Origin of the sequence: Wolbachia endosymbiont (group A) of Andrena helvola, assembly GCF_964028415.1 — a bacterium.
Lineage (GTDB): Bacteria > Pseudomonadota > Alphaproteobacteria > Rickettsiales > Anaplasmataceae > Wolbachia > Wolbachia pipientis.
The window spans coordinates 202,017-223,085 of sequence record NZ_OZ034779.1 but is presented as its reverse complement, the minus strand read 5'-3'; the positions used below and the strand labels follow the sequence as shown (position 1 = coordinate 223,085).

The window sequence follows — 21,069 nt, the reverse complement described above, 5'->3', positions numbered from 1 at the left end:
ACTGGAATGACACCCTTTCTGGTGAAGGTTGTTCTCAAATCACAATGTTAGTACAATTGTGGTGTTAGCTATAGCTAACCCAAGGTATCCGTTCAGCGGAGTGGTAGAATAAGGTAGACAAAGTGATCTAAAAAGATAATCATAGAGCAAAAGTGAGGTAATGTGGTAAACCTTTTAGAACTTTGCAAAAATTTACAGCAAAAAATAGAAAAACTGAAAGCAGAGATAGAAAACTTAAAAGCAGAAAATAAAGCTTTAAAGATAGAGAACGCTGAATTAGAGGTTGTCCGGAAACTAGTAAATTCAAGCATATTCCCTCTTTAACATAACCCTACTTATAGCTAGGTATATGAAATTCTCAGTGGATGTTGTGAGTAAATCATACTCCTTCGATAGCCTTCTATTCCTATTAACCCAAGCAAAAGTCCTTTCTACAACCCATCTTCTTGGCTGTACTTTAAACCCTTGTTCTCTTGTTGGTAGTAGCTCAGGTGGCGTATCTTTGTGCACCCAAATCTACATGGAGGCCTTTTAACAATTTCAATATCTATGTCATATTCTTCCTTTATGTGATTCTTTAAATTTCTTCCTTGGTATCCCATGTCAGCCCACATTTTTTTAACTTTAGTATATTTTGTTCTCATATTGTTTAATGCTATTTTAATACCATCTCTATCATTTTCGTTAGCAGCGCCTACGTAACAACCTAGTATAAAACCCTGAGTGTCTGTAATTATATGCCTTTTTCTACCCTTTACTTTTTTACTTCCATCATAGCCTTTGATCCCCCCTTTTCTGTAGTCTTTACAGATTGACTATCTACTATACAGGCACTCGGCTGCTCATTCCTTCCTATTTTTCTTCTACTATATTTTGTAATTTCATAATTCATTTTCTCAAAAATTCCCTGCTTCTTCCATTGCCTGAACTGCTCATACACAGTCTTCCATAGCGGAAAATCATTTGGTAAATACCGCCATTGACACCCTGTACGCAATACATAGAAAATTGCTTCTAATATTTCTTTTTTGCTATACTTTGGCGGCCTTCCTCCTTTCTTGTATGATACTCTGAAGTGTTTTTCTATTCTTGCCCATTCCCTTTCGCTTAGATCTGTTGGATACTTTTTTCTCATCTTTACCCCGTACTAAAATTTCAGATATTATAGCCTTTTACTTGTTTCCGGACAACCTCTAATATGGAAGATATCGAAATTGCTATAGACAGTACAGGAATTAGTATATACAACAACACACAGCAAGGAAAATAGCACTGACAGAAAATATCGTGGCTATGAGCAAACGAGAAAATTGCACGTAATGTTGAATATAAACAACAAAAAAGCCATAGCTGTAAAATACAGTAACGGTGTCTACTCTGATCACTATGGAGCTTGTGATTTGCTAAAAGAAGTTGATTTTCAGCATGCCATAAAAGCACTATATGCAGATAGAGCATGTGATAGGCACAAGTTTTATAAGTTGTGTAACGAATATGATATAAAGACAAAAATTCCACCAATAAACAATGCGGCAGAACATCCAGAAATAGATTATATGTCTGACAGGAATGCTGCTATTAGGTTAATAAAATTATACGGTGAAGATGGCATGAAAGAATGGAAAAAAGAAGTAAATTATGGGAAAAGATCTTATATTGAAGGGTTTTTCTCAAGATTAAAGCAAATATTCGGATTTAGTTTTAGGAATAAATCTGAGATAAATCGAGAAAAAGAACTAAATGCTATTTGCTTAATAAATTCACTGATATTGGTATGGCTAAATTTGAGATAGTTACATGAATTTACCATAAATCACCATCTCATAAAGTGTGATGCAACAAAGCCATCCCAGTGTCTGGGCACTGGGATGACACCCTTTTGGATGGAAACCAGTGTCAGGTACTCGGATGACACCATTTACAACCACTCTCCTACCCTTTCTAGCTGTTTATAGCTGTTAAATCTCAGGAATTTATCAAAATATGGAGAGGCAATAAAGGGTGTGGAATTACTTAAATAGTTAGATAAAAAACCAGGCAGATCATTTTTTAATTCTTGCATTTTGTATCTATAATTTTGTATAGAAATAACTTTTATTTTATCATAATCAAGTTTCCAATAAGCAAGTTCTGAGACTTCTCTTTTTGTTATATGTTCTACCGCTAAGGCTTGTAAAATTAATTGCGGAAAAAATCCCGACATTACTTCTTCATTGGAAGGTGGTGTACCAAGCTTATAGTCTATAATTGCCACTTGCCCACTTGGTAGATACTCAACTCTATCACATCTTGCTATCAGTGAAATTTCTTGTGGCTTATTTGTCATCCAAGCAGTTTCATACTGATCACAAGAACCAGTGTCACGCGCTGGAATATGAAATATCGGACAGGAAAAGTTCTTTTCCAACTCAACATAATTGCTTCGAGTTTCATCAAATTCGACAAAAGATTGAATTATCCTTTGCAGTCTTACCCACCACATATTTGAAAAATTAAACTGACTAGTCGAGAATGCTTTTCGTGCAATGCTCATTGGCGATTTTTTGTTGCGTAAATATCTTGCAAGAATGTTGTGTACCATAGTGCCAAATTCCAATATCGATGGCTTGAAATTCAAGTCTCTTAATTGTTTAAGACCCAGTATATATTCAACGTAAAATGAATAAGGATTACGAATTAGCTTTTCTATTGCACTGCAAGACATCACCTGCATTTTTTCTTTTCTAACTTCGGTTTGAGGTTTTGGCATAGGCTGAGTACATGGAACAGTACATTCAGGCGTATTTAATATCCTTAGCCAATCACGATACGGCTGCTTCCCCTCCTTGAGTAGAATTTCCAAACGCTGCAATAGAATTGGCTTTCTATGGCTTAGCGATCTTGTAATATAAACCTTACTTGCACAAAACAAATTGTGTAAAGTATAAAAAAAATACCCCTGCTCTTCTTGCGCAGAAGGAAGATTAAATTTTTCTCTCGTAAGTGCATTCAAAAGCGGACTTTGAAAGCTTGGCGCTTCATTAAATCCAGCAAGTATTACAACTTTGTTGTGATATAAGCTGAATTTATTCAAGTCACTTGCTACAAAGAAAAACTCTTTCTCTAAAAATAAGGTCAGAATTTGGCTATATAACTCTAAGGAGCATTTAATTCCTACACCCTCACATGCATTTGAGAAATTACAGGTAAAATTACCTATTTCACTATTTAGCTCTGAAAAATTTATACCAGATAATATATTAATACACTGCAAATGAGTTGCTACCACATCGAAAATAGAGCAATTTATAGAACGAAGTAAAGGATTAAATATAACCTCTAACTTACTGATAATAAGTAATATATCTTCTTTGTATTTTAGCTTTTTATGGGCATTGATAGCATTTATAATATCGCTCAGACCATTTGTACTAAAGTTGCGTAATATCTCTATTTCAAATTCAGATAAAATCCGAGTGTACTCTTCTTGAGTGTAACCAAAAGTCACTAGCCTATGTTTAAGGAGCGAAAGTAATGACACACTGCTCCAATTTGAGGTCAAAACTTCGATACTATAAAGCAGAAGCGTTATATAAGGGTAATTTTCCGGTATGGCACTGTGTTGCCTTGATAAACATGCTATACGAGCTGCAAGTAATTTATCAAAGACGACCAAAGAAATGTTTTCATAACCTTCATTTTCTATAATTAATGATGTCACTTGTGCTTCTTCCTCTCTGGAATCACAAGTGATGACTTCAATATTGCCAACATGTCCACTACTAACTTTGCTTAGATCGGCAGTTGTATCAAAGACGTAATCTAGATATTCCTCAGGACTTCCTGTTATCCCAGCCCTTTCTTCTGTCATCCAAGTAGCTGACACTGGGATCCAGTTTTCATTATACAGCCACCTGGTGCGCTCATTTAAAGTTAAGTTTTCTGGATCCCAGTGTCTGGGCACTGGAGAACACGCTTCTGGCAGAAAACTAACATCCCTTCTATCCACTTTTAAATAATCGAGCAGATCTTTCAGGCAATATTGATAATGTTTTTTATCAAGCGATTTCCAGTCTTTCTCTTTAATTTTCAAATTCAAGTTAGGCAAAATTATTTTTCCAAATGGCAGATCATATATAGCCCTAATTAACGACTTATCCTTTCCAATTCCAACAAAGATTATATATTGGTCTTTTTGTAAAGAGATTATCATATTGTTTATGTAATCACTCTTATGTTTTAATATATCTACTACTTCTAAATCTTTTAAAGTTTTACTCCAAGTCTCAGTGAGTAAGCTTATGAAATTCTCTATTTTTTTTGAATGTTCATCAAATTGATAACAATCCGTTGTTTGGGTAGATTGAATTTTATCAAGCAGTGATGGCAGGCTATAAGCTAAATCAATTGGAAAATTATCATTATTTTTTCTATTCCACTCCAATATGAATTGAATGAGTAGCAGTGTCCTTTTTGTTGGCTTGATAACTTTAACCCTATCAAGATTTAATATTAAATCTTCCTCATCAATATTCTCTAGCGAAACTATCTCTGGCAAAATTATGCATTTTTTAGCGTTATGATTCTTGAATGCACTCAGCAGCGCTATCACATCCCTCTTGCAAGGAAGTATGATTTTTACTTCAGGAATTTTTTCTCTTTCATATTCAGAAAATATGTGCTGAACCAGCACATCAAAAAGAGATTCATCCACATTAACGGTAAAAACTCTTCCCACTAACAGTAACAATTAATACAATATTTTATTGTATAGAAATTATTCAAAATATAAACGTGCTTGTATGCTATTATATATTAAAATTTTTTATAACATTACATGGCAAACATTAGAATAGAAGTTTTAAATAAATGCGAGCAAATTGGCCGCAGATGGTTAGTCAACGTTTACTCGATTTACATACGCAAAGGATTACCATCCAAATTATATGAAGAAATTTGCGGGCTATTTTATAATAAAGTCATACAAGACTGCCGTTATTATTCCTACAATGAAAACCTTGAAGAAGTTCCGTATGATTTCATAGAACCACAAGCAAAGTGGGGCTTGGAAATAAGCTTCCTACCTGGCATGACCGATAATGTAGGCAACACAGTGAAACAAATTGTTAGAGAGTATTTAATAAGCAAAGGCTATATCGACCAGCCTGTCATCCCAGCCCCTTCTTTTGTCATCCCAGTGCTTGACACTGGGATCCAGAAAGAGAAAACGCAGATTCCAGCGTCACGCGCTGGAATGACACCAATTGAGATCAAAGCAAGAAGTTCAAAATTGATTCTAAGTCAAGGAGATTTACCAACCGAAGATGATATAAAACAAGAGTTCAACCCCATCACTGAGTATTGCACACTTATCTGTAAAGAAAATAATAACTATAGCTGGAAATATTATGGTAAATATAAGTCATTAAATACCCACTCCGGTGTCATTCCAGCGCGTGACCAGGAAAAAAAAGAATGGATCCCAGTGTCAAGCACTGGGATGACAGAAAAAAAGGCTGGGATGACAAAAGAGAGCACTGGAGTGATATCAAGTAGTAATGGGGCTAAATCTGTTGATTTAAATGTAAGTGACCAAGAACTTGAGAAAATCAGCAGAGATGGAATCGATGGTAATGGCACTTTAGGGCTCTCGCTGGCAGCAATGAAAGCTATAAAGGATTACTTTAAAAAACTTGGTAGAAATCCATATGATATTGAACTTGAGTCTCTGGCACAGACTTGGTCTGAACATTGTAAACACAATATTTTTTGCTCCCCTATTGATGAAATAAAAGACGGTCTATATGCTCATTATATTAAGCGTGCAACGCGTGAGATAAATTCTGACATATGCGTGTCAGTTTTCTCCGACAACGCAGGAGGAATAATTTTTGATGACGATTACTTGATTGTAGATAAAGTTGAAACTCACAATAGCCCTTCAGCTCTTGATCCATTTGGTGGAGCAATGACCGGAGTGCTTGGAGTTAATCGCGATATAGTGGGTTTCGGGAAAGGCGCAGAGCCTATAATGAATACCTATTACTTTTGCTTTGCCAAAGAAGCAAAAGGCAAATTTCATAGGGATAAAGAGCGCACTGATGAGATCTTACCGCCAAAATATATAATGAAAGAAGTGATTCACGGTGTTAATGTTGCTGGTAATTGCTCTGGTATTCCAACACAACTTGGATCGGTATATTTCGACGATAGATTTTGTGGCAAGCCATTAGTTTTTGTCGGAAGCATTGGAATTATTCCACGCAATATAAATAATGCACCTTCACACATTAAAGGACCAAAAAATGGCGATAAGATTGTAATTATTGGCGGAAGAGTTGGAAGAGACGGAATTCACGGTGCAACGTTTTCTTCAGAGGCTTTGTCGGGAAACAGCCCTTCAACGATTGTGCAAATTGGTGACCCTATAACACAAAAAAAACTATCCAATGCCGTCATAAAAGCAAGAGATCTTGGTCTTTATAATGCAATAACGGACAATGGAGCAGGTGGGCTGTCGTCGTCTATTGGTGAAATGGGAAAAGACGGATTTGAAGTTGATTTGAGCAAGGTTCTCCTTAAAAACGATGGTATGGCTCCGTGGGAAATATGGATATCAGAATCACAAGAGAGAATGACCTTAGCAGTGCCAGAAGAAAATCTCCCTATGTTTAAGCAAATCATGAAAAAACATGATGTGGAGGTTTGTGTGATTGGAGAGTTTAATGAGAGTGGTAAAGCTGTTGTTAAATGTCCTGAAGGGACAGTAATAATGGACATCGAAACTGAATTTCTGCATGATGGTAATCCCAAAGTGCATTTACAGACGAAACCGTGGTCTAAGGGGCTTCCAGCGCTATGCGCTGGAATGACAACAAGTTCGCCTTCTTTAGCAATTGAACTAAAAGAAATGCTGAGCAGACCAAACATTTGCAGCAAAGAGTTCATAGTGGTGCAATATGACCATGAGGTTCAAGGGTCGTCAGTGCTGAAACCACTGCAGGGCAAGGGAAGAGTGTGCAGTGAAGCTATTGTTTCAAGGCCAATCCTTTCTTCAAATAAAGGTGTTGTAAAATCGCAAGGATTTGGCTCAAGTTATGGAGAAATTGACACCTACCACATGGCAGCATGTGCAATTGACACCGCGATACGCAACTATGTAGCCGCAGGAGGAAATATAAATCATCTAGCGTTGCTCGACAATTTTTGTTGGTGTGATGCTTATAATCCAGAAAGGTTGTGGCAACTAAAGAAAGCTGCAGAGGCTTGTTACGACTTCGCAACTGCATTTAAAACACCATTCATATCCGGAAAAGACAGTATGTTCAATGACTTCAAGGGATATGATGAAAATGGCGAGAAAGTGATAATCTCTGCACCACCTTCATTACTCATCTCAGCAATTGGAATTATAGAAAATATTGAAAATGCGGTATCGCTTGATGTAAAAATGCCAGGGGACTTGATATATGTGCTTGGAGAAACACTTGATGAACTTGGTAGATCTGAATATCAGTTATATAGTGGAATAGGTAATAACAACGTACCAAAAGTTGATGCAAAGAGCGCTAGGAAGTTGTATGAGCGTTACAACCAGGCAATAAAAGATGGCATAATTGCCTCTGCAATTGCACCAAACTTAGGCGGATTAGTTATTGCTCTGGCAAAATCGCTAATTGCAGGAGACCTTGGTGCTGAAATCGATCTTTCACTAGTGCCAATAGGAAAAATACAAAATACAGACATAATAAACAAGATAATAATGTTTTCTGAATCGCAAAGTAGAATTTTGGTTACTATTGCACCACAAAATCAGAAGAGGTTTGAAGAATTGTTTGAAGGTGCAGTTTATTCATGTATTGGCAAAGTAACAGAGAAAAAGGTGCTAAACATAAAGGATGTTTTAAAAGTAGATCTGAAAGATGTGGCATGCTAATATAAAATATTTTTCTTATTATGCTAAATAACTCTTTTACTATATGTAATGTTTATTTAGAATGAATGTATGTTATTAATTTTGGGTAGGTAATTATGTCTATTTTATCGATACTCCTGTTTATCAGTCTTTCTTTACTCAACACTTCAAATAAATTGATGATATGTGCTGCCTTATTTGTGGGAGCTGCTTTAGTTGTAAATTCAATGGTTGAATTTTATGGCAGAAGCAAAGCTACGTACAACTTAATAGTGTGTACAGCGCTATGTTGTGTTTTTAAATGGCAAAGTTTTAATTTGATGATATTGATTTCATATACTGCAATTTTAGTATCTCTTCTCTCAAGCATAATTATTTTTGAAAAATTGAAGTCCAAGTTGAATTTTCATATGGCAAATTTCATTACTTTAATTATAGCATCAGTGGTTGATGGTGCCGTTGTATGTGTTGGATTACTATACAAATTTTCTGCAGGTAAATGCCTATCAATATATACTAGAGACTTAATTTTTAAGTTTTCTTATGCGTCAGTATTGAGCATCTGTTTGTTTGTAGGAATGTATTTATTTTGCTTGGCAAACAAGAAGTATTTTAAGATTTCCACATAACCTGTTTTCTGATATAGCTAAACTGACTTTGGGTCCTAGGGGTGTATTTGGTGCGTAACAACAGTTTAGAATTTATAGGTAGCCTAAACCCACAACTGTACAAACATTATGATTTGAGCCTATCAGGGGGGTGTCATTCCAGTCTGGAATCCAGAAAAAAGAATGGTGTCATCCCAGTGCTTGACACATAGCTGTACGAACATTCATTTTTGAAGGTAAATTGCACAGCAAATGGTGTCATTCCAGTCTGGAATCCAGAAATTTTGCTTATAACTGAGCTGATGAGCTAAAGGTAGTTGTCTTACGCTAAAACAAACGTTTTTAATTAAGTTGCATAGAACCAGTGTCTGGGCACTGGCCCACTGGTGGGAATTGCTCCTAAACTACAACGTTCGTACAGCTATGTGCTTGACACTGGGATGACATCATAGGGGCACTGGCCATAAGTGTTGAAAGTATCAAAAATAACGTGATATGAGATGATCAACGGCATGTAAATTACCTCCCGACAGTAAAACAATCGAACGTATAAAAGAGTCATTTAGATCCAATGTGAATTGCAGTAATGCTATTTTGAACCCATGTAGATTATTTTTGATTTTATAAACAAGAAATAACAAAGCCGTAATAATAATCATGTAAATATACACCTTCATGCCATTCATAGTATGGCTTAAAAAGTGCTTATATCCAAGATTTTGCTTTATAAATTTAAAGAACACTTCTATATCCCATCTGCGCCTATATAGCTCTGTTACTTCATAAGCTGGCATTTCAAACAAGTTTGTCAAAAACCATATTTCATCTCCAATTTTATTTCTGATTTTTATTAGCCGTAGATCATGCTTTTCTGCCACTTTACCTCGTGCACGATAAAGATTAACTATTATATCTTCTAAAATCTCTGATCCATCCGATTTTTGTTCTCTTATAACTTTGTTCCTGCTTATAACATCATGTTTTCTTCCTACTTTAACTCTTGTGATAAATTTGTACTCCTTTTCATCAAATTCGGCAAAAGTTCCAACTTTTCTGATTCCTCTATCAAATAATAAAATATCCTCTTTTTCAACTTTAGCTTCATTAATTGCTCTCACTAATGCTATATCTTCACTACTTTCTTCTTGTCCTTTACAAAATCTTATACTTGTCGGCAATTGATCCTTTAATCCTACACTCACTTTAACTTGACTGTCGTTACTTTTACCGCCTATTTTTAGCCCATCTTTTATGAGATATCCCGATAAATTTATGATCGTCGAATCAAACTTATGTAAGTTATTTGATGTTTTTTGGGGTAATAGCTTTTTAATCTTGCTCATCAAATCAATGTATACTCCCTTAAAATATTCTGGATTTATAACTTTTAACCTTTTTGACAAACCACTGTATGTTACTGTACTTTTATCGCTATTCTTATCCATTATACACCTGTTTATTACCATTTCTAGCACTCTTAGGCTTGTTTTTTGCCCCATTAATATTAACTTCATTAGACCTTTAAATATAATCTTGCCCAACAATTTAGTATTACATTTATCTACTTCACTTAATTTTCCTAGCCTTTCTAAATCCTCATCTTTTATTAAATTTAGTACTCTTTCTATTTGATCCATTATTGCCTCCATTTTCTTGCAATAATAGTTCTTTATGTCTTTTTTGTGTTACTTTCAACACTTATGGGGCACTGGCCTACTTAACCGTCATACCGTCGCGGTATCTCAGCCGCTAACAAGTAGCGGAATGACGATTTATCAAACGCTGCCTAATTTTCCGTAACAGTTGAAAAAATCAATAGAAAATCAATATATCACTATAAATTCACGTATTTTGAGGCTATAATGGTTAATACGTTATATGGTATAATATGGACGATTTTATCAGAGTTAAGGGCGCAAGGGAACATAATCTGCAAGGTGTAGACGTCAATATACCGAAAAATAAGCTAGTTGTTATAACTGGGCTAAGTGGTTCTGGCAAGTCTAGCCTTGCATTTGATACGATTTATGCAGAAGGCCAACGCCGGTACGTTGAAAGCCTGTCAGCTTACGCGCGTCAATTTCTCAACATTCAGGATAAACCAGATGTTGAGTCGATTACAGGTCTCTCTCCTGCAATATCTATCAACCAGAAATCGATCTCAAAAAATCCAAGGTCAACAGTTGGAACTGTTACCGAAATTTACGATTACTTGCGCTTAGTATATGCACGAATAGGAGTTCCTTATTCACCTGCAACTGGATTACCAATAACAAAACAAACGGTGTCTCAAATTGTAGACACTATAATTGCGTTACCTTTAGAAACTAAGATATATATACTTGCCCCTGTTGTGCGTGGTAGAAAGGGAGAACATCTTAAAGAGATATTGGAAATTAAAAGACAAGGTTACGTAAGGTTCAAAATAGATGGTGAAGTGTACAATGTAGATGACTTGCCTAAACTCGATAAGAACAAGAAACACGACGTTTTTGTGGTTGCAGATAGAATATCAATATTGGGCGATATAGGAAATCGACTGCCAAGTAGTATAGAATCCGCACTAAAACTTGGTAATGGTCTAATGTATGTAGAAATAGTAAACCTACCTGACAACCATAATTCCGAGTATAAAAATGGTCAAATTCTGACTTTTTCAGAGAATTTTGCATGCCCCGAGTCTGGTTTCACTCTTGAGGAAATAGAACCAAGATTATTTTCTTTTAACAGCCCTTACGGTGCATGTGGTTCGTGTAATGGGCTTGGTAAAAAACTAAGTGTTGATATAAAGCTAATAGTACCGGATGAAACTCTTTCAATATCTGAGGGTGCTTTAAAGCCAGTGGGATCAATGTTCCGCCAAGTGCACACAGGTTATGGATTTCTAAAAAGTGCAATTCTATCACTGGCTGAAAACTACAAATTTAACCTTGATATTCCGTGGAAGAACATAGATCAAGAAGTAAAAGATATGATACTCTTTGGCTCTAATAAATTTCAAGGTTTGATCAGTATCTTGGAGAACCAGATGGATTATGATGAAACACTTGTTGAGCGATATTGCTCTGTCACTCACTGCAGAGAATGTACTGGCTATAGATTGAAAAAAGAAGCGCTTACAGTAAAAATTGATAGCAAACATATAGGTGAAATATCAGGGCTCAGCATCGATAAATCCCTTAAGTGGTTTGAAAATTTGCCAGACAAGCTAACAGAACAACAGAAGCAAATCTCAAATAAAATACTAAGTGAAATAATCAAGAGGCTAACATTTTTAAAGAATGTAGGGTTGAATTACCTAACGCTCGATCGAGAATCTAGCACTCTCTCTGGCGGTGAGAGCCAGAGGATTAGACTTGCTTCGCAAATTGGCTCTGGTTTAACAGGAGTGCTGTATGTGCTTGATGAACCCTCGATAGGCCTTCATCAATGCGATAATGATCGGTTAATTGCTACACTGAAAAACTTGAGAGACATGGGTAACACTGTAATCGTTGTTGAGCATGATGAAGATACAATAATGGCTGCTGATTATGCAATTGATATTGGTCCTGGAGCTGGCGTAAATGGTGGAAAAGTTGTTGCAGAAGGAACACCAGACCAGGTGCAAAGAAATTCGGGGAGCATAACAGGGCAATATTTGAGTGGAGAGAAAAAAATTTTAATTCCAAGGAGAAGAAAGCAAGCAACTCAGTTCATAAAAGTAATAAATGCATGTGAAAATAACTTAAAAAATGTGAACGTTAAATTTCCTATAGGGAATCTTATTTGTGTTACTGGAATATCAGGAGGGGGAAAATCAAGTTTAGTCATAGAAACGTTATATAAATATTCAGCACATAAGATACATCATTCGTCTGCACGGTATGGTCGGTGTGATAGAATAGAAGGCCTTGAATATATAGATAAAGTTATAGAAGTTGATCAGTCGCCAATTGGTAGAACTCCAGCGTCAAATCCAGCAACATATGTTGGTATGTTCACTCATATAAGAAATTGGTTTGCAGGTCTTCCAGAGTCAAAAGCAAGGGGATATAATATAGGTCGATTTTCATTTAATACCAGAGGTGGAAGGTGTGAGGCTTGTAAAGGTGATGGGCACTTAAAGATAGAGATGCATTTTCTACCGGACGTTTATGTGAAGTGTGAGCAGTGTAAAGGGCGAAGGTATAATCGTGAAACATTGGAAGTTACTTATAAAGGAAAATCAATCTCTGATGTGCTTGATATGACGATAGATCAGGCTTGTGATTTTTTTGAAAACCTTCCAATGGTAAAAGAAAAGTTGATTTCTTTGCAGGAAGTGGGGCTTGGCTATATAAAACTCGGGCAGTCGTCAACAACGTTGTCTGGGGGTGAAGCACAACGAATAAAGCTGTCTAAAGAGCTATCAAAACGATTTACCGGAAGAACATTGTATATTCTTGATGAGCCAACAACTGGATTACACTTTGAAGATATAAATAACTTACTAAAAATACTTCATAGATTAGTCGATCTGGGAAACACTGTTATAGTTATCGAGCATAATTTGCATGTTATCAAAACTGCAGATTATATAATAGACATCGGACCAGAGGGAGGAATAAAAGGCGGAGAAGTGATTGCTACTGGAACTCCAGAAGAAGTGGCAAAAATTCCAGAAAGTGTTACAGGCAGGCATCTTAAAACATATTTATTATAAACTATTTCTTAATTATATTAGGCTAGGTTGCATATTTATGATTTGGAGATAAGAATATCGATACTTTAGAAGGTACGTTGAATATGGAGTTGTACCTGCTAAGAAAGCAGAAGATAACACACTAGTTCCAGAAAATAGTTTCTATAAATCTGTACGTTACGTTGATAATGTGCTAGGACCTGTGAAAGATGTAATTTGTGGAGTTGAGAGTAAAGATGATTATAACAAGTATTATAAAAACAATGATAATTGTGAATACGTGGGTTACAGAGCAGAGAAAGTGTATTCATTGTGTGCACTGAGTGCTATTTTAGCAGCCAGCATAATATTGCAGCCTTTATGTTTAGTACTGGCATATTCGTCATACTTGCCAATTAAGTTATTATCAAAAATAACAGGGGACTATTGTTTAAAAGCAAGTACAAAGTCATTAGTTGATCATTCAAATGCATTTTTAAGTGCTGGGCAAGATTGTGCTAATGCAGTAGCTAGAGTATTTAACAAGATTGTAAGTTATGCTTGCGCTGCTATCGTTTGGGCTGCCGCGTCAACCATAACGCCACTTGTGTGGGCTTGTGACAAAGTGCAAAGTAAGTTGAGTGAAATACAGGAACCAGAAAAATATCAGCGTTTATCTACTGAGTTATAAGTTCTGCTTTTTCAGCAGTGGCTTAGTTTGAACTATATTGAGATGAAATAAAAAGTGAAAGAGTGTAAGCACAAGTTACTTTAGCTATACTATATAAATTTTATAATATATTTAATGAATTGTGAACCTTCTCTTACTAAACAAAGCTACAAATCTCATATTTCCAAACGTATGCGTAAGTTGCGAGTGTATCATTGATGAAAATCTTAATCTGTGTAGTGAATGTAACAAAAAAATCAATTTTCTAACTAAGCATTACTGCAATGTTTGTGGCGTAGTAATCTTAGACAATATTTATACGTGTGGTAAGTGCATCATCAATCCTCCACCGTTTAAAGTATTAAGATCAGTTTTTGCTTATGATCAACATAGTAGAAACATGATTATAAATTTCAAATTTTTTGATAATTTGAATTACGTAAAAATCTATGCAAAGTGGATACACCAAGCTAATCAGGATACATTTCAGAACGCAGAGATCATAATCCCTATACCGTTACATAAAATGCGCTTGTTTAAACGTAAATATAATCAAGCAGCACTGCTTGCAAAAGAATTGAGTAAGTTGTCCAATTTATCCTATACGCCATTTGCAATAAAACGCCTTCGCCATACTGCGCCTCAAGCTGGTCTTTCACTTAAACAGCGTGAAAAAAATTTAAAGAAGGCTTTTAAAACAAGCAACAAGAAAATTATCGAAAATAAAATCGTGATATTAGTTGATGATGTGGTAACAACCGGAGCAACTGTAAGATCTTGCTCTCAGGAAATTTTAAACTCCGGTGCAAAAGAAGTGAGAGTGCTATCACTTGCAAGAACGGTGAATGATTGGACCTCTTGCATAAAAAATTAGCAGTCAGTATCATCCAAGTAGCTTGACTACTTGGATCTATTTTTTTCTAGATTCCAGCGCCAGCGTCACGCACATAGCTGTACGAACATTGTTTGCCAAGGAGGGTGTCATCCCAGTGCTTGACACTGGGATGGCTTTGTTGCATCGCTCTTCGGATAGTAGGTAACGCACAATAAATTTATGAAGCTATCTCAAATTTAGCCATACCAATATCAGTGAACTTATTGAGCAAATAGCATTTAACAAGTAGTTCCTTCTCTCTATTTGTCTCAGATTTATTCCTAAAACTAAACCCGAATGTTTGTTTCAGTCGCGAGAAAAAACTTTCTATATAAGATCTTTTTCCATAACTCATCTCTTTTTTCCACTTCTTTATACTATCTTCATCATATGACTTTATGAGCTTGACTGCAGAATTTCTCTCAGCCATATAGTCTAACTTTGGATGCTCTGCTGCGTTGTTTTTCGGAGGAATTTTCGTTTTTATACCATATTGATTACACAGCTTATAGAGCTTTTCTCTGTCATATGCCCTATCTGCATATAGTACTTTTATGACATACTGAAAATCGACTTCTTTTAGCAAATCACAAGCTCCATAGTGATCAGAGTAGACACCGTTACTGTATTTTACAGCTATGGCTTTTTTGCTGTTTGTATTCAACATTACATGCAATTTTCTTGTCTGTTCATAGCTGCGATACTTTCTATCTTCGCTATTTTCTTTGCTATGACCAGGAGTGTTGTTGTATATACTAATTCCTGTACTGTCTATAGCAATTTCGATATCTTCCATATTATTTTCTGCAATCATTGATCTTAATATTGAGTTTCTTAAACCTTCTTGATGATTGTGAATAGCTGATAACTTGCAAATTTTTCCCAATTTGCTCAAGGTATCCTGCTATAAACCCAACTGTTTGCCTCAGGCCTATTCTAAATAAACAAGTTATTATGTGCACCAAAATTACAATTTTATCGCTATAAATATTGTTGCCACCTGGTATTTTTGGACCATTCTCGTACCACTTTTCTATGGCTTCGTTGATATAATGAAAAATATTTCCTCTTTTTTCTAGAAATTTGTTATATTCGCTATGGTTACTGACCCTCATTTTTTGTGGCATATTTTTTCTTTCAAGGTTAAATGGCTATTTTATAATGAATTTTGTCAGTAGCCACCAGATTTTTTCAGTTGCTATGCAACAAAGCCATCCCAGTGTCAAGCACTGGGATGACATCACTTTTGCTTCAATATTCGCACATTAGCGGAGGTAAGCCCATTGCGAAAATCAGTATGTTAAGGCATGATTTTTAATAACCTCAACATCGCTAAATTCAAAAGTTTGGTTGCCTATAATTTGAAATTTCTCATTTCCCTTTCCTGCAACTAGCAGAATCATACCCTCGTTATAGGCAATATCTACGCCTTTCTCTATAGCTTCTCTCCTACCTCCTATCTCCAGTGCATCAGGGCAATGTAGCAAAATATCGTGGCGAATTTTTGCCGGATCTTCATCACGCGAATTATCATCTGTAATTATTACTTTATCTGCATACATTTGTGCTATTTTGCCCATTTCTGAACGTTTCGTCTGATCGCGATTTCCACCGCATCCAAAAACTAGAATTATTTTTTTGTTGATATGCCATTTTAAAGACAATAGGGCTTGTTTAAGCGCACTTGGAGTATGAGCGTAATCCACGAATGCAAAAGGTTTCACTTTTTCCATTCTTCCTGGTGGAGAAACGAGTTTTTCTACGCATATTTCTCTGTAATTTAATCCAGATATACCAATTGCACATAGCAGATTATATGCTTGAAATTTTCCTAAAACTGGGAAAAATGTATTGTAAATTTGGTTATCAATTTTTACTGTAAGATGTTGACCATTAGGGGTTGATGTTTGCTCTAATAAAGTAATATCAGAGCCTTTTTTTCCATAAGTCACAACTTTATTACTGCGTTTTTCAGCTATTTTAAGCAATGCGCCGTATTCATCTATATCCGCATTTAAAATCGCTGTTTTTCCTTCTGGTAATACTTCGTAAAATAACCTTTTTTTAGTTTCTAAATATCCACCAAGACTTTTATGGTAATCTAAATGATCTTGCGAGAAATTAGTAAAAGCTGCAGCACTCAACTTTAATCCATGGATTCTGTATTGATCAATCCCATGACTTGATGATTCCAACACTAAGTGTTCTACACTTATACCACGCAATGTTGCGTAAAGGTCTTCTGCACCTGGAGTTGTAAGGCTGTTGCTATTACCTTTTCTGCCATTATTGATGCATGTTCCAAGTGTTCCAATAGACGCAGCATTATAGCCAGAGTTTTGCCAGATCTGGCGGCAAAATTCTACTACTGAAGTTTTACCATTTGTACCAGTTACAGCAGCAACATATTTGGGCTGTTTGAATTGATAAAACCTGCTGACTATTTCGCTGTATATTTCTTGAGGGTTTGGGTGTTCAAGCACTGCAAAGCTCGAAGTATCTGTCATTCCAGTGCGTGACACTGGAATCCAGTTTTTATTATACAATTGCCTAGTGTGCTCATTTGCAATTAAATTTTCTGGATCCAAGTAGTCAAGCACTGGGATGACATCTTTCTTGGCCCCTTGTATCACAACGTCTACACAGTTGTGTACGTAACACTGTGATTCAGTAGGAAGGATATGGATTCCAGTATCGCATGTTGCGTATTCTTTACTCCTTTCTGACACACAAACAAAAAGATAACCTTCCTTGACTCTCTTGGGATTACATGTAACGCCCTTGATTTCAATATCAAAGTTAACATCAATAATGTTATGCAGTAATTCTCTCAGTTTCATCTGCCAGCTTTGATATTCAAACATGGCAGTCTTGCTAGTGCAGCATTTAAATCAGAGATCAAATCCTCAGAATCTTCTAGTCCACAAAATATCCGCATGAAACTTCCACCATAATCTGAATTCATTACAGATCTTGACATAGATCTACGATCTATTGGTAATATCAAACTGTCGCACCCTCCCCAAGAAGCACCAATACTAAAAATTTTCATATGATCAACCATGCAGCTTAGTTCTTCACATGAATATTCTCTATCCAGTATTATACTGAATACGCTACTTGCTCCTTTGAAGTAACTTTTCCATAATTCGTGTTGAGGATGGGAGGGAAGTGCTGGGTACAAAACTTTTTTGATTTTTAAATGTTTTTCTAGCCACTTTGCCACTTCCATTGCTGTATTTTGGTGCCTTTTTATACGTGTGTGCAGTGTTCTTAGTCCCCTATGTGTAAGGTAGCAGTCGTGCGATTGAATGGTTACTCCATAATTTTTATAGCTCTCATAAAGCAATTTAAAAGTTTCACCTTCAGCAACCATAGCTCCCATCACTAAATCTGAGTGACCGGCTAGATACTTTGTCACCGCATATAGTGCAACATCAACTCCATAATCAAGCGGCTTAAATAACAAAGGAGTGGCCCATGAATTGTCACAAACGGTCACAATTTTATGTTCCTTAGCAACTTTTACTATATGCTCTATATTCGAAATCTCAAACGTTACAGAACCAGGAGTCTCGATCATTATCAATGAAGTATTACTCTGAATTAAATCAGTTATATCCTGTGTTGGATCATAAAAAGTTACTTCTGTTCCTCTTTTTGGTAGCTCATTTTCTGCAAACCTCCTAAGCCTATAATAACTATTATCTTGAATTAAAACGTGCGAGCCTGCTTTAGCGAAAGTTAGAATAGCAAAAGTAAGTGCAAATAGTCCGGAAGGATAAATAAGCGCTTGTCCACTCCCTTCAATTTCAGCCAGTGCATTTGAAAGATAATGAACAGTAGGAGTACCAACATTACTGTAGCTATAATCCCTTGCAACACCATCGTTGATTACATCGTATATACTTTCTCCATTTGCTGCATTTAAGTAGTCCTTGTAAGTAGGGAATAATATGGTAGAAGAATGATAAACTGGCGGGTTCATGGAACCTTTATAGTCATTAAATTTTCTTCCTGCTTTAACTAATATAGACTCTTCCTTCACATTTTTATTATTTATTTTTTAAATTGTACTCATCTTGCGTATACAAGTGAAGAGAAATTGCATGTATTAGCTCTATCTCACCCTTCAATAACTCATAAATCAACTTGTGTCTTTTTAGAACGCTCATTCCAATAAAGCCGTCAGATATTAATATTAATTTAATGTGCGAAGGTAATGTTGAAGATGAAGCAAAATAATGATCAGCATGCTTTGCTGATTCATCGATAATGTTGATATCAATTACATCTATCGAATCGCGTATCTTTTCTTCTATTGCCTTAATAATGTCCATAATGGTTTCTTTAAGCAACAATATGCTCCTCCTGTCATCTCAGTGTCAGCTACTCGGATGACAGGAAAAGTGATCACAATTATTTATTCTCTTCTTTATTATCTATGTCTTGATAATCAGAATCTACTACTTTTTCCTCTTTATCATTTGGATTTCCTTCTGATGAAAAGCCATTTTCAGCACTATTTTGTTGAGATGTTTGATACATAGCTTCTCCAAGTTTCATAGATAATTGAGAAAGATTAGTAACTTTCTGCTGTATTGAATCAGCGTCATCAATGTTATCAGATTTACTAACTTCTTTTAATTCGTTAACTGCATTTTCAATAGCAGATTTATCTTCTGGTGAAACTTTATCACCATACTCTGTCAGAGACTTTTCTGTAGAATGGACTAAGCTATCCGCTTGATTCTTCACTTCAATAAACTTTTTGCGCTTTTCATCTTCTTGCGCTTTTTCTTCAGCTTCTTTTACCATGCGATTTATTTCATCATCAGATAAACCACCTGAAGACTGAATACGTATTTTTTGCTCTTTTCCAGTAGCTTTATCTTTTGCAGAAACGTGCGCTATTCCATTTGCATCTATGTCGAATGTTACTTCAATTTGTGGCCTTCCGCGCGGAGCAGGAGGTATCCCTTCCAAACTAAACTGACCGAGTAGCTTATTATCAACTGCCAGTTTTCTTTCACCCTGATGCACCTTAATTGTAACAGCTGTTTGGTTATCTTCTGCAGTTGAAAACACCTGAGATTTTTTAGTAGGAATTGTAGTATTACGCTCAATAAGTGGAGTGAATACTCCTCCTAGAGTTTCAATACCAAGAGAAAGTGGGGTCACATCAAGTAGTAACACATCTCTTACATCACCTTGAATGATCCCCGCCTGTATTGCAGCTCCAATTGCTACAACTTCATCAGGGTTAACTCCTCTATGTGGATCTTTGCCAAAGAATTCTTTAACTTTCTCTATGACTTTTGGCATACGAGTCATGCCACCAACAAGAACCACTTCGCCAATTTGACTAGCAGATAAACCAGCATCCTCAAGAGCTTTTTTACAAGGAGCCATAGTTCTTTCGATTAAATCATTCACTAAGCTTTCAAGTTTTGCTCTCGTTAATTTCATATTTAAGTGTTTTGGACCACTTGCATCAGCTGTAATAAACGGTAGATTTATTTCCGTTTCCATTGCACTTGATAATTCAATTTTCGCTTTTTCAGCAGCTTCTTTGATTCTTTGCATAGCCATTGGATCATTTTTCAAATCAATGCCATTACTTTTCTTGAATTCATCTAGTAAATAACTCACTACTCCATTATCAAAGTCTTCACCTCCAAGATGGGTATCACCGTTTGTTGCTTTCACTTCGAAAACTCCATCACCTATTTCAAGTATTGAAACGTCAAATGTACCACCACCAAGGTCATATACTACTATTGTGTGCCCATGTTTCTTATCAAGACCATAAGCAAGTGCTGCAGCAGTCGGTTCATTTACTATTCTGAGTACATTTAATCCGGCAATTTTTCCTGCATCTTTTGTTGCTTGACGTTGAGAGTCGTTGAAGTATGCTGGCACTGTTATCACAGCATCTTTTACTTCCTCTCCAAGATAAGCTTCTGCTGCCTCTTTCATGTTTTGTAGTATAAATGCACCAATTTGACTAGGAGAATATTCTTTATTATCAGTTGTTTTAACCCATGCATCACCACTTTTTGCTGCAAATACTTTGTATGGTACACTTAGATTTTTCATCTCAGGATCACTATATTGACGGCCTATTAATCTCTTAGTAGCAAAAAAGGTATTACTTGCATTGGTGGTTGCTTGTCTTTTTGCAGGAGCACCAATCAACCTTTCTCCTGAAGAAGTAAATGCAACTATAGATGGAGTAGTTCTTGCTCCTTCTTTATTCTCTATTACCTTTGTATCTTTGCCCTGCATTATTGCAACACAAGAATTTGTTGTTCCGAGATCTATGCCTATTGCTCTTCCCATGATGAGTACCCCATTGTAAATATTATCTGATATAAGAAT

The 21,069-nt window shown here is 35.9% G+C and carries 16 protein-coding genes and 2 pseudogenes; 8 read left to right on the top strand and 10 right to left on the bottom strand.

What is annotated here, in order from left to right:
- The first annotated feature begins 162 nt into the window (after positions 1-162).
- Complete coding sequence (locus tag ABWU73_RS01200; RefSeq protein ID WP_264329870.1) at positions 163-324, top strand: hypothetical protein; 162 nt, start codon at positions 163-165, stop codon at positions 322-324.
- On the opposite strand, the pseudogene ABWU73_RS01195 reads toward ABWU73_RS01200, so the two are convergent.
- Positions 304-1,135, bottom strand: a pseudogene (locus ABWU73_RS01195) (IS5-like element ISWpi1 family transposase). The gene ABWU73_RS01200 and the pseudogene ABWU73_RS01195 sit on opposite strands and share 21 nt — an antisense overlap.
- 184 nt (positions 1,136-1,319) lie before the next feature.
- On the opposite strand from ABWU73_RS01195, the gene ABWU73_RS01190 reads away from it, so the two are divergent.
- Complete coding sequence (locus tag ABWU73_RS01190) at positions 1,320-1,793, top strand: transposase (protein WP_250296353.1); 474 nt, start codon at positions 1,320-1,322, stop codon at positions 1,791-1,793.
- Positions 1,794-1,918: 125 nt separating this feature from the next.
- Here ABWU73_RS01190 and ABWU73_RS01185 read toward each other — a convergent pair whose 3' ends face one another.
- Positions 1,919-4,717: a WPE palindromic element domain-containing protein gene (locus ABWU73_RS01185; protein ID WP_264329429.1), complete on the bottom strand. Its 2,799-nt coding sequence runs from the start codon at positions 4,715-4,717 to the stop codon at positions 1,919-1,921.
- Positions 4,718-4,816: 99 nt separating this feature from the next.
- Between ABWU73_RS01185 and ABWU73_RS01180 the strand changes: the two genes are divergently transcribed.
- The 3 genes from ABWU73_RS01180 to ABWU73_RS01170 all read left to right on the top strand — a co-directional run bounded on the left by ABWU73_RS01180 (position 4,817) and on the right by ABWU73_RS01170 (position 8,714).
- Entirely contained in the window at positions 4,817-7,915 is a 3,099-nt protein-coding gene (locus tag ABWU73_RS01180) for a phosphoribosylformylglycinamidine synthase subunit PurL (protein ID WP_341810268.1), read from the top strand.
- A gap of 95 nt (positions 7,916-8,010) precedes the next feature.
- Positions 8,011-8,523, top strand: coding sequence for a hypothetical protein (locus tag ABWU73_RS01175; RefSeq protein ID WP_264329431.1), 513 nt, complete (start codon positions 8,011-8,013; stop codon positions 8,521-8,523).
- Between the two features lie 50 nt (positions 8,524-8,573).
- Positions 8,574-8,714, top strand: a complete 141-nt coding sequence (locus ABWU73_RS01170) for a hypothetical protein (RefSeq protein ID WP_010962923.1) — start codon at positions 8,574-8,576, stop codon at positions 8,712-8,714.
- 267 nt (positions 8,715-8,981) lie between these two features.
- On the opposite strand, the gene ABWU73_RS01165 is transcribed toward ABWU73_RS01170, so the two are convergent.
- A complete protein-coding gene (locus ABWU73_RS01165) occupies positions 8,982-10,151 on the bottom strand; it encodes an IS4 family transposase (protein ID WP_264329432.1) in 1,170 nt (389 codons plus the stop codon).
- A gap of 239 nt (positions 10,152-10,390) precedes the next feature.
- Here ABWU73_RS01165 and uvrA point away from each other — a divergent pair, with 239 nt between their 5' ends.
- From uvrA to ABWU73_RS01150, 3 genes are all read left to right on the top strand, one after another.
- Positions 10,391-13,186: an excinuclease ABC subunit UvrA gene (gene uvrA, locus ABWU73_RS01160; protein WP_264329433.1), complete on the top strand. Its 2,796-nt coding sequence runs from the start codon at positions 10,391-10,393 to the stop codon at positions 13,184-13,186.
- 181 nt (positions 13,187-13,367) lie between these two features.
- Positions 13,368-13,835 (top strand): hypothetical protein, encoded by a 468-nt coding sequence (locus ABWU73_RS01155; protein WP_264329434.1) that lies wholly within the window; start codon positions 13,368-13,370, stop codon positions 13,833-13,835.
- A gap of 121 nt (positions 13,836-13,956) precedes the next feature.
- On the top strand, positions 13,957-14,688 hold the full coding sequence (locus ABWU73_RS01150) for a ComF family protein (protein WP_264329435.1): 732 nt from the start codon (positions 13,957-13,959) through the stop codon (positions 14,686-14,688).
- 36 nt (positions 14,689-14,724) lie between these two features.
- Here the strand turns inward: ABWU73_RS01150 and ABWU73_RS01145 are convergent, their stop codons facing one another.
- The 7 genes and pseudogenes from ABWU73_RS01145 to dnaK all read right to left on the bottom strand — a co-directional run bounded on the left by ABWU73_RS01145 (position 14,725) and on the right by dnaK (position 21,030).
- Positions 14,725-14,859 carry a hypothetical protein gene (locus tag ABWU73_RS01145; protein WP_256437791.1) on the bottom strand — a complete coding sequence of 45 codons (135 nt, stop codon included), beginning with the start codon at positions 14,857-14,859 and terminating at the stop codon, positions 14,725-14,727.
- Positions 14,860-14,866: 7 nt separating this feature from the next.
- Positions 14,867-15,484, bottom strand: coding sequence for a transposase (locus ABWU73_RS01140; RefSeq protein WP_209472876.1), 618 nt, complete (start codon positions 15,482-15,484; stop codon positions 14,867-14,869).
- A gap of 1 nt (position 15,485) precedes the next feature.
- Positions 15,486-15,815: a transposase gene (locus ABWU73_RS01135; protein ID WP_264329437.1), complete on the bottom strand. Its 330-nt coding sequence runs from the start codon at positions 15,813-15,815 to the stop codon at positions 15,486-15,488.
- A gap of 165 nt (positions 15,816-15,980) precedes the next feature.
- Positions 15,981-17,528, bottom strand: coding sequence for a UDP-N-acetylmuramoyl-L-alanyl-D-glutamate--2,6-diaminopimelate ligase (locus ABWU73_RS01130; RefSeq protein WP_264329829.1), 1,548 nt, complete (start codon positions 17,526-17,528; stop codon positions 15,981-15,983).
- Positions 17,503-18,736 (bottom strand): annotated as a pseudogene (metC, locus tag ABWU73_RS01125) (cystathionine beta-lyase). Before metC ends, ABWU73_RS01130 begins: the two are co-directional and overlap by 26 nt.
- A 7-nt stretch (positions 18,737-18,743) precedes the next feature.
- Entirely contained in the window at positions 18,744-19,028 is a 285-nt protein-coding gene (locus tag ABWU73_RS01120; RefSeq protein WP_010962929.1) for a BolA family protein, read from the bottom strand.
- Between the two features lie 79 nt (positions 19,029-19,107).
- Positions 19,108-21,030 carry a molecular chaperone DnaK gene (gene dnaK / locus ABWU73_RS01115; RefSeq protein WP_264329439.1) on the bottom strand — a complete coding sequence of 641 codons (1,923 nt, stop codon included), beginning with the start codon at positions 21,028-21,030 and terminating at the stop codon, positions 19,108-19,110.
- Positions 21,031-21,069 lie beyond the last annotated feature (39 nt).

Coding starts and splice junctions, on each gene's coding strand:
- ABWU73_RS01190 (WP_250296353.1), top strand. CDS start 1,320: ATGTTGAATATAAACAACAAAAAAGCCATAGCTGTAAAATACAGTAAC.
- ABWU73_RS01180 (WP_341810268.1), top strand. CDS start 4,817: ATGGCAAACATTAGAATAGAAGTTTTAAATAAATGCGAGCAAATTGGC.
- ABWU73_RS01175 (WP_264329431.1), top strand. CDS start 8,011: ATGTCTATTTTATCGATACTCCTGTTTATCAGTCTTTCTTTACTCAAC.
- ABWU73_RS01165 (WP_264329432.1), bottom strand. CDS start 10,151: ATGGAGGCAATAATGGATCAAATAGAAAGAGTACTAAATTTAATAAAA.
- uvrA (WP_264329433.1), top strand. CDS start 10,391: ATGGACGATTTTATCAGAGTTAAGGGCGCAAGGGAACATAATCTGCAA.
- ABWU73_RS01140 (WP_209472876.1), bottom strand. CDS start 15,484: ATGGAAGATATCGAAATTGCTATAGACAGTACAGGAATTAGTATATAC.
- ABWU73_RS01135 (WP_264329437.1), bottom strand. CDS start 15,815: ATGCCACAAAAAATGAGGGTCAGTAACCATAGCGAATATAACAAATTT.
- ABWU73_RS01130 (WP_264329829.1), bottom strand. CDS start 17,528: ATGAAACTGAGAGAATTACTGCATAACATTATTGATGTTAACTTTGAT.
- ABWU73_RS01120 (WP_010962929.1), bottom strand. CDS start 19,028: ATGGACATTATTAAGGCAATAGAAGAAAAGATACGCGATTCGATAGAT.
- dnaK (WP_264329439.1), bottom strand. CDS start 21,030: ATGGGAAGAGCAATAGGCATAGATCTCGGAACAACAAATTCTTGTGTT.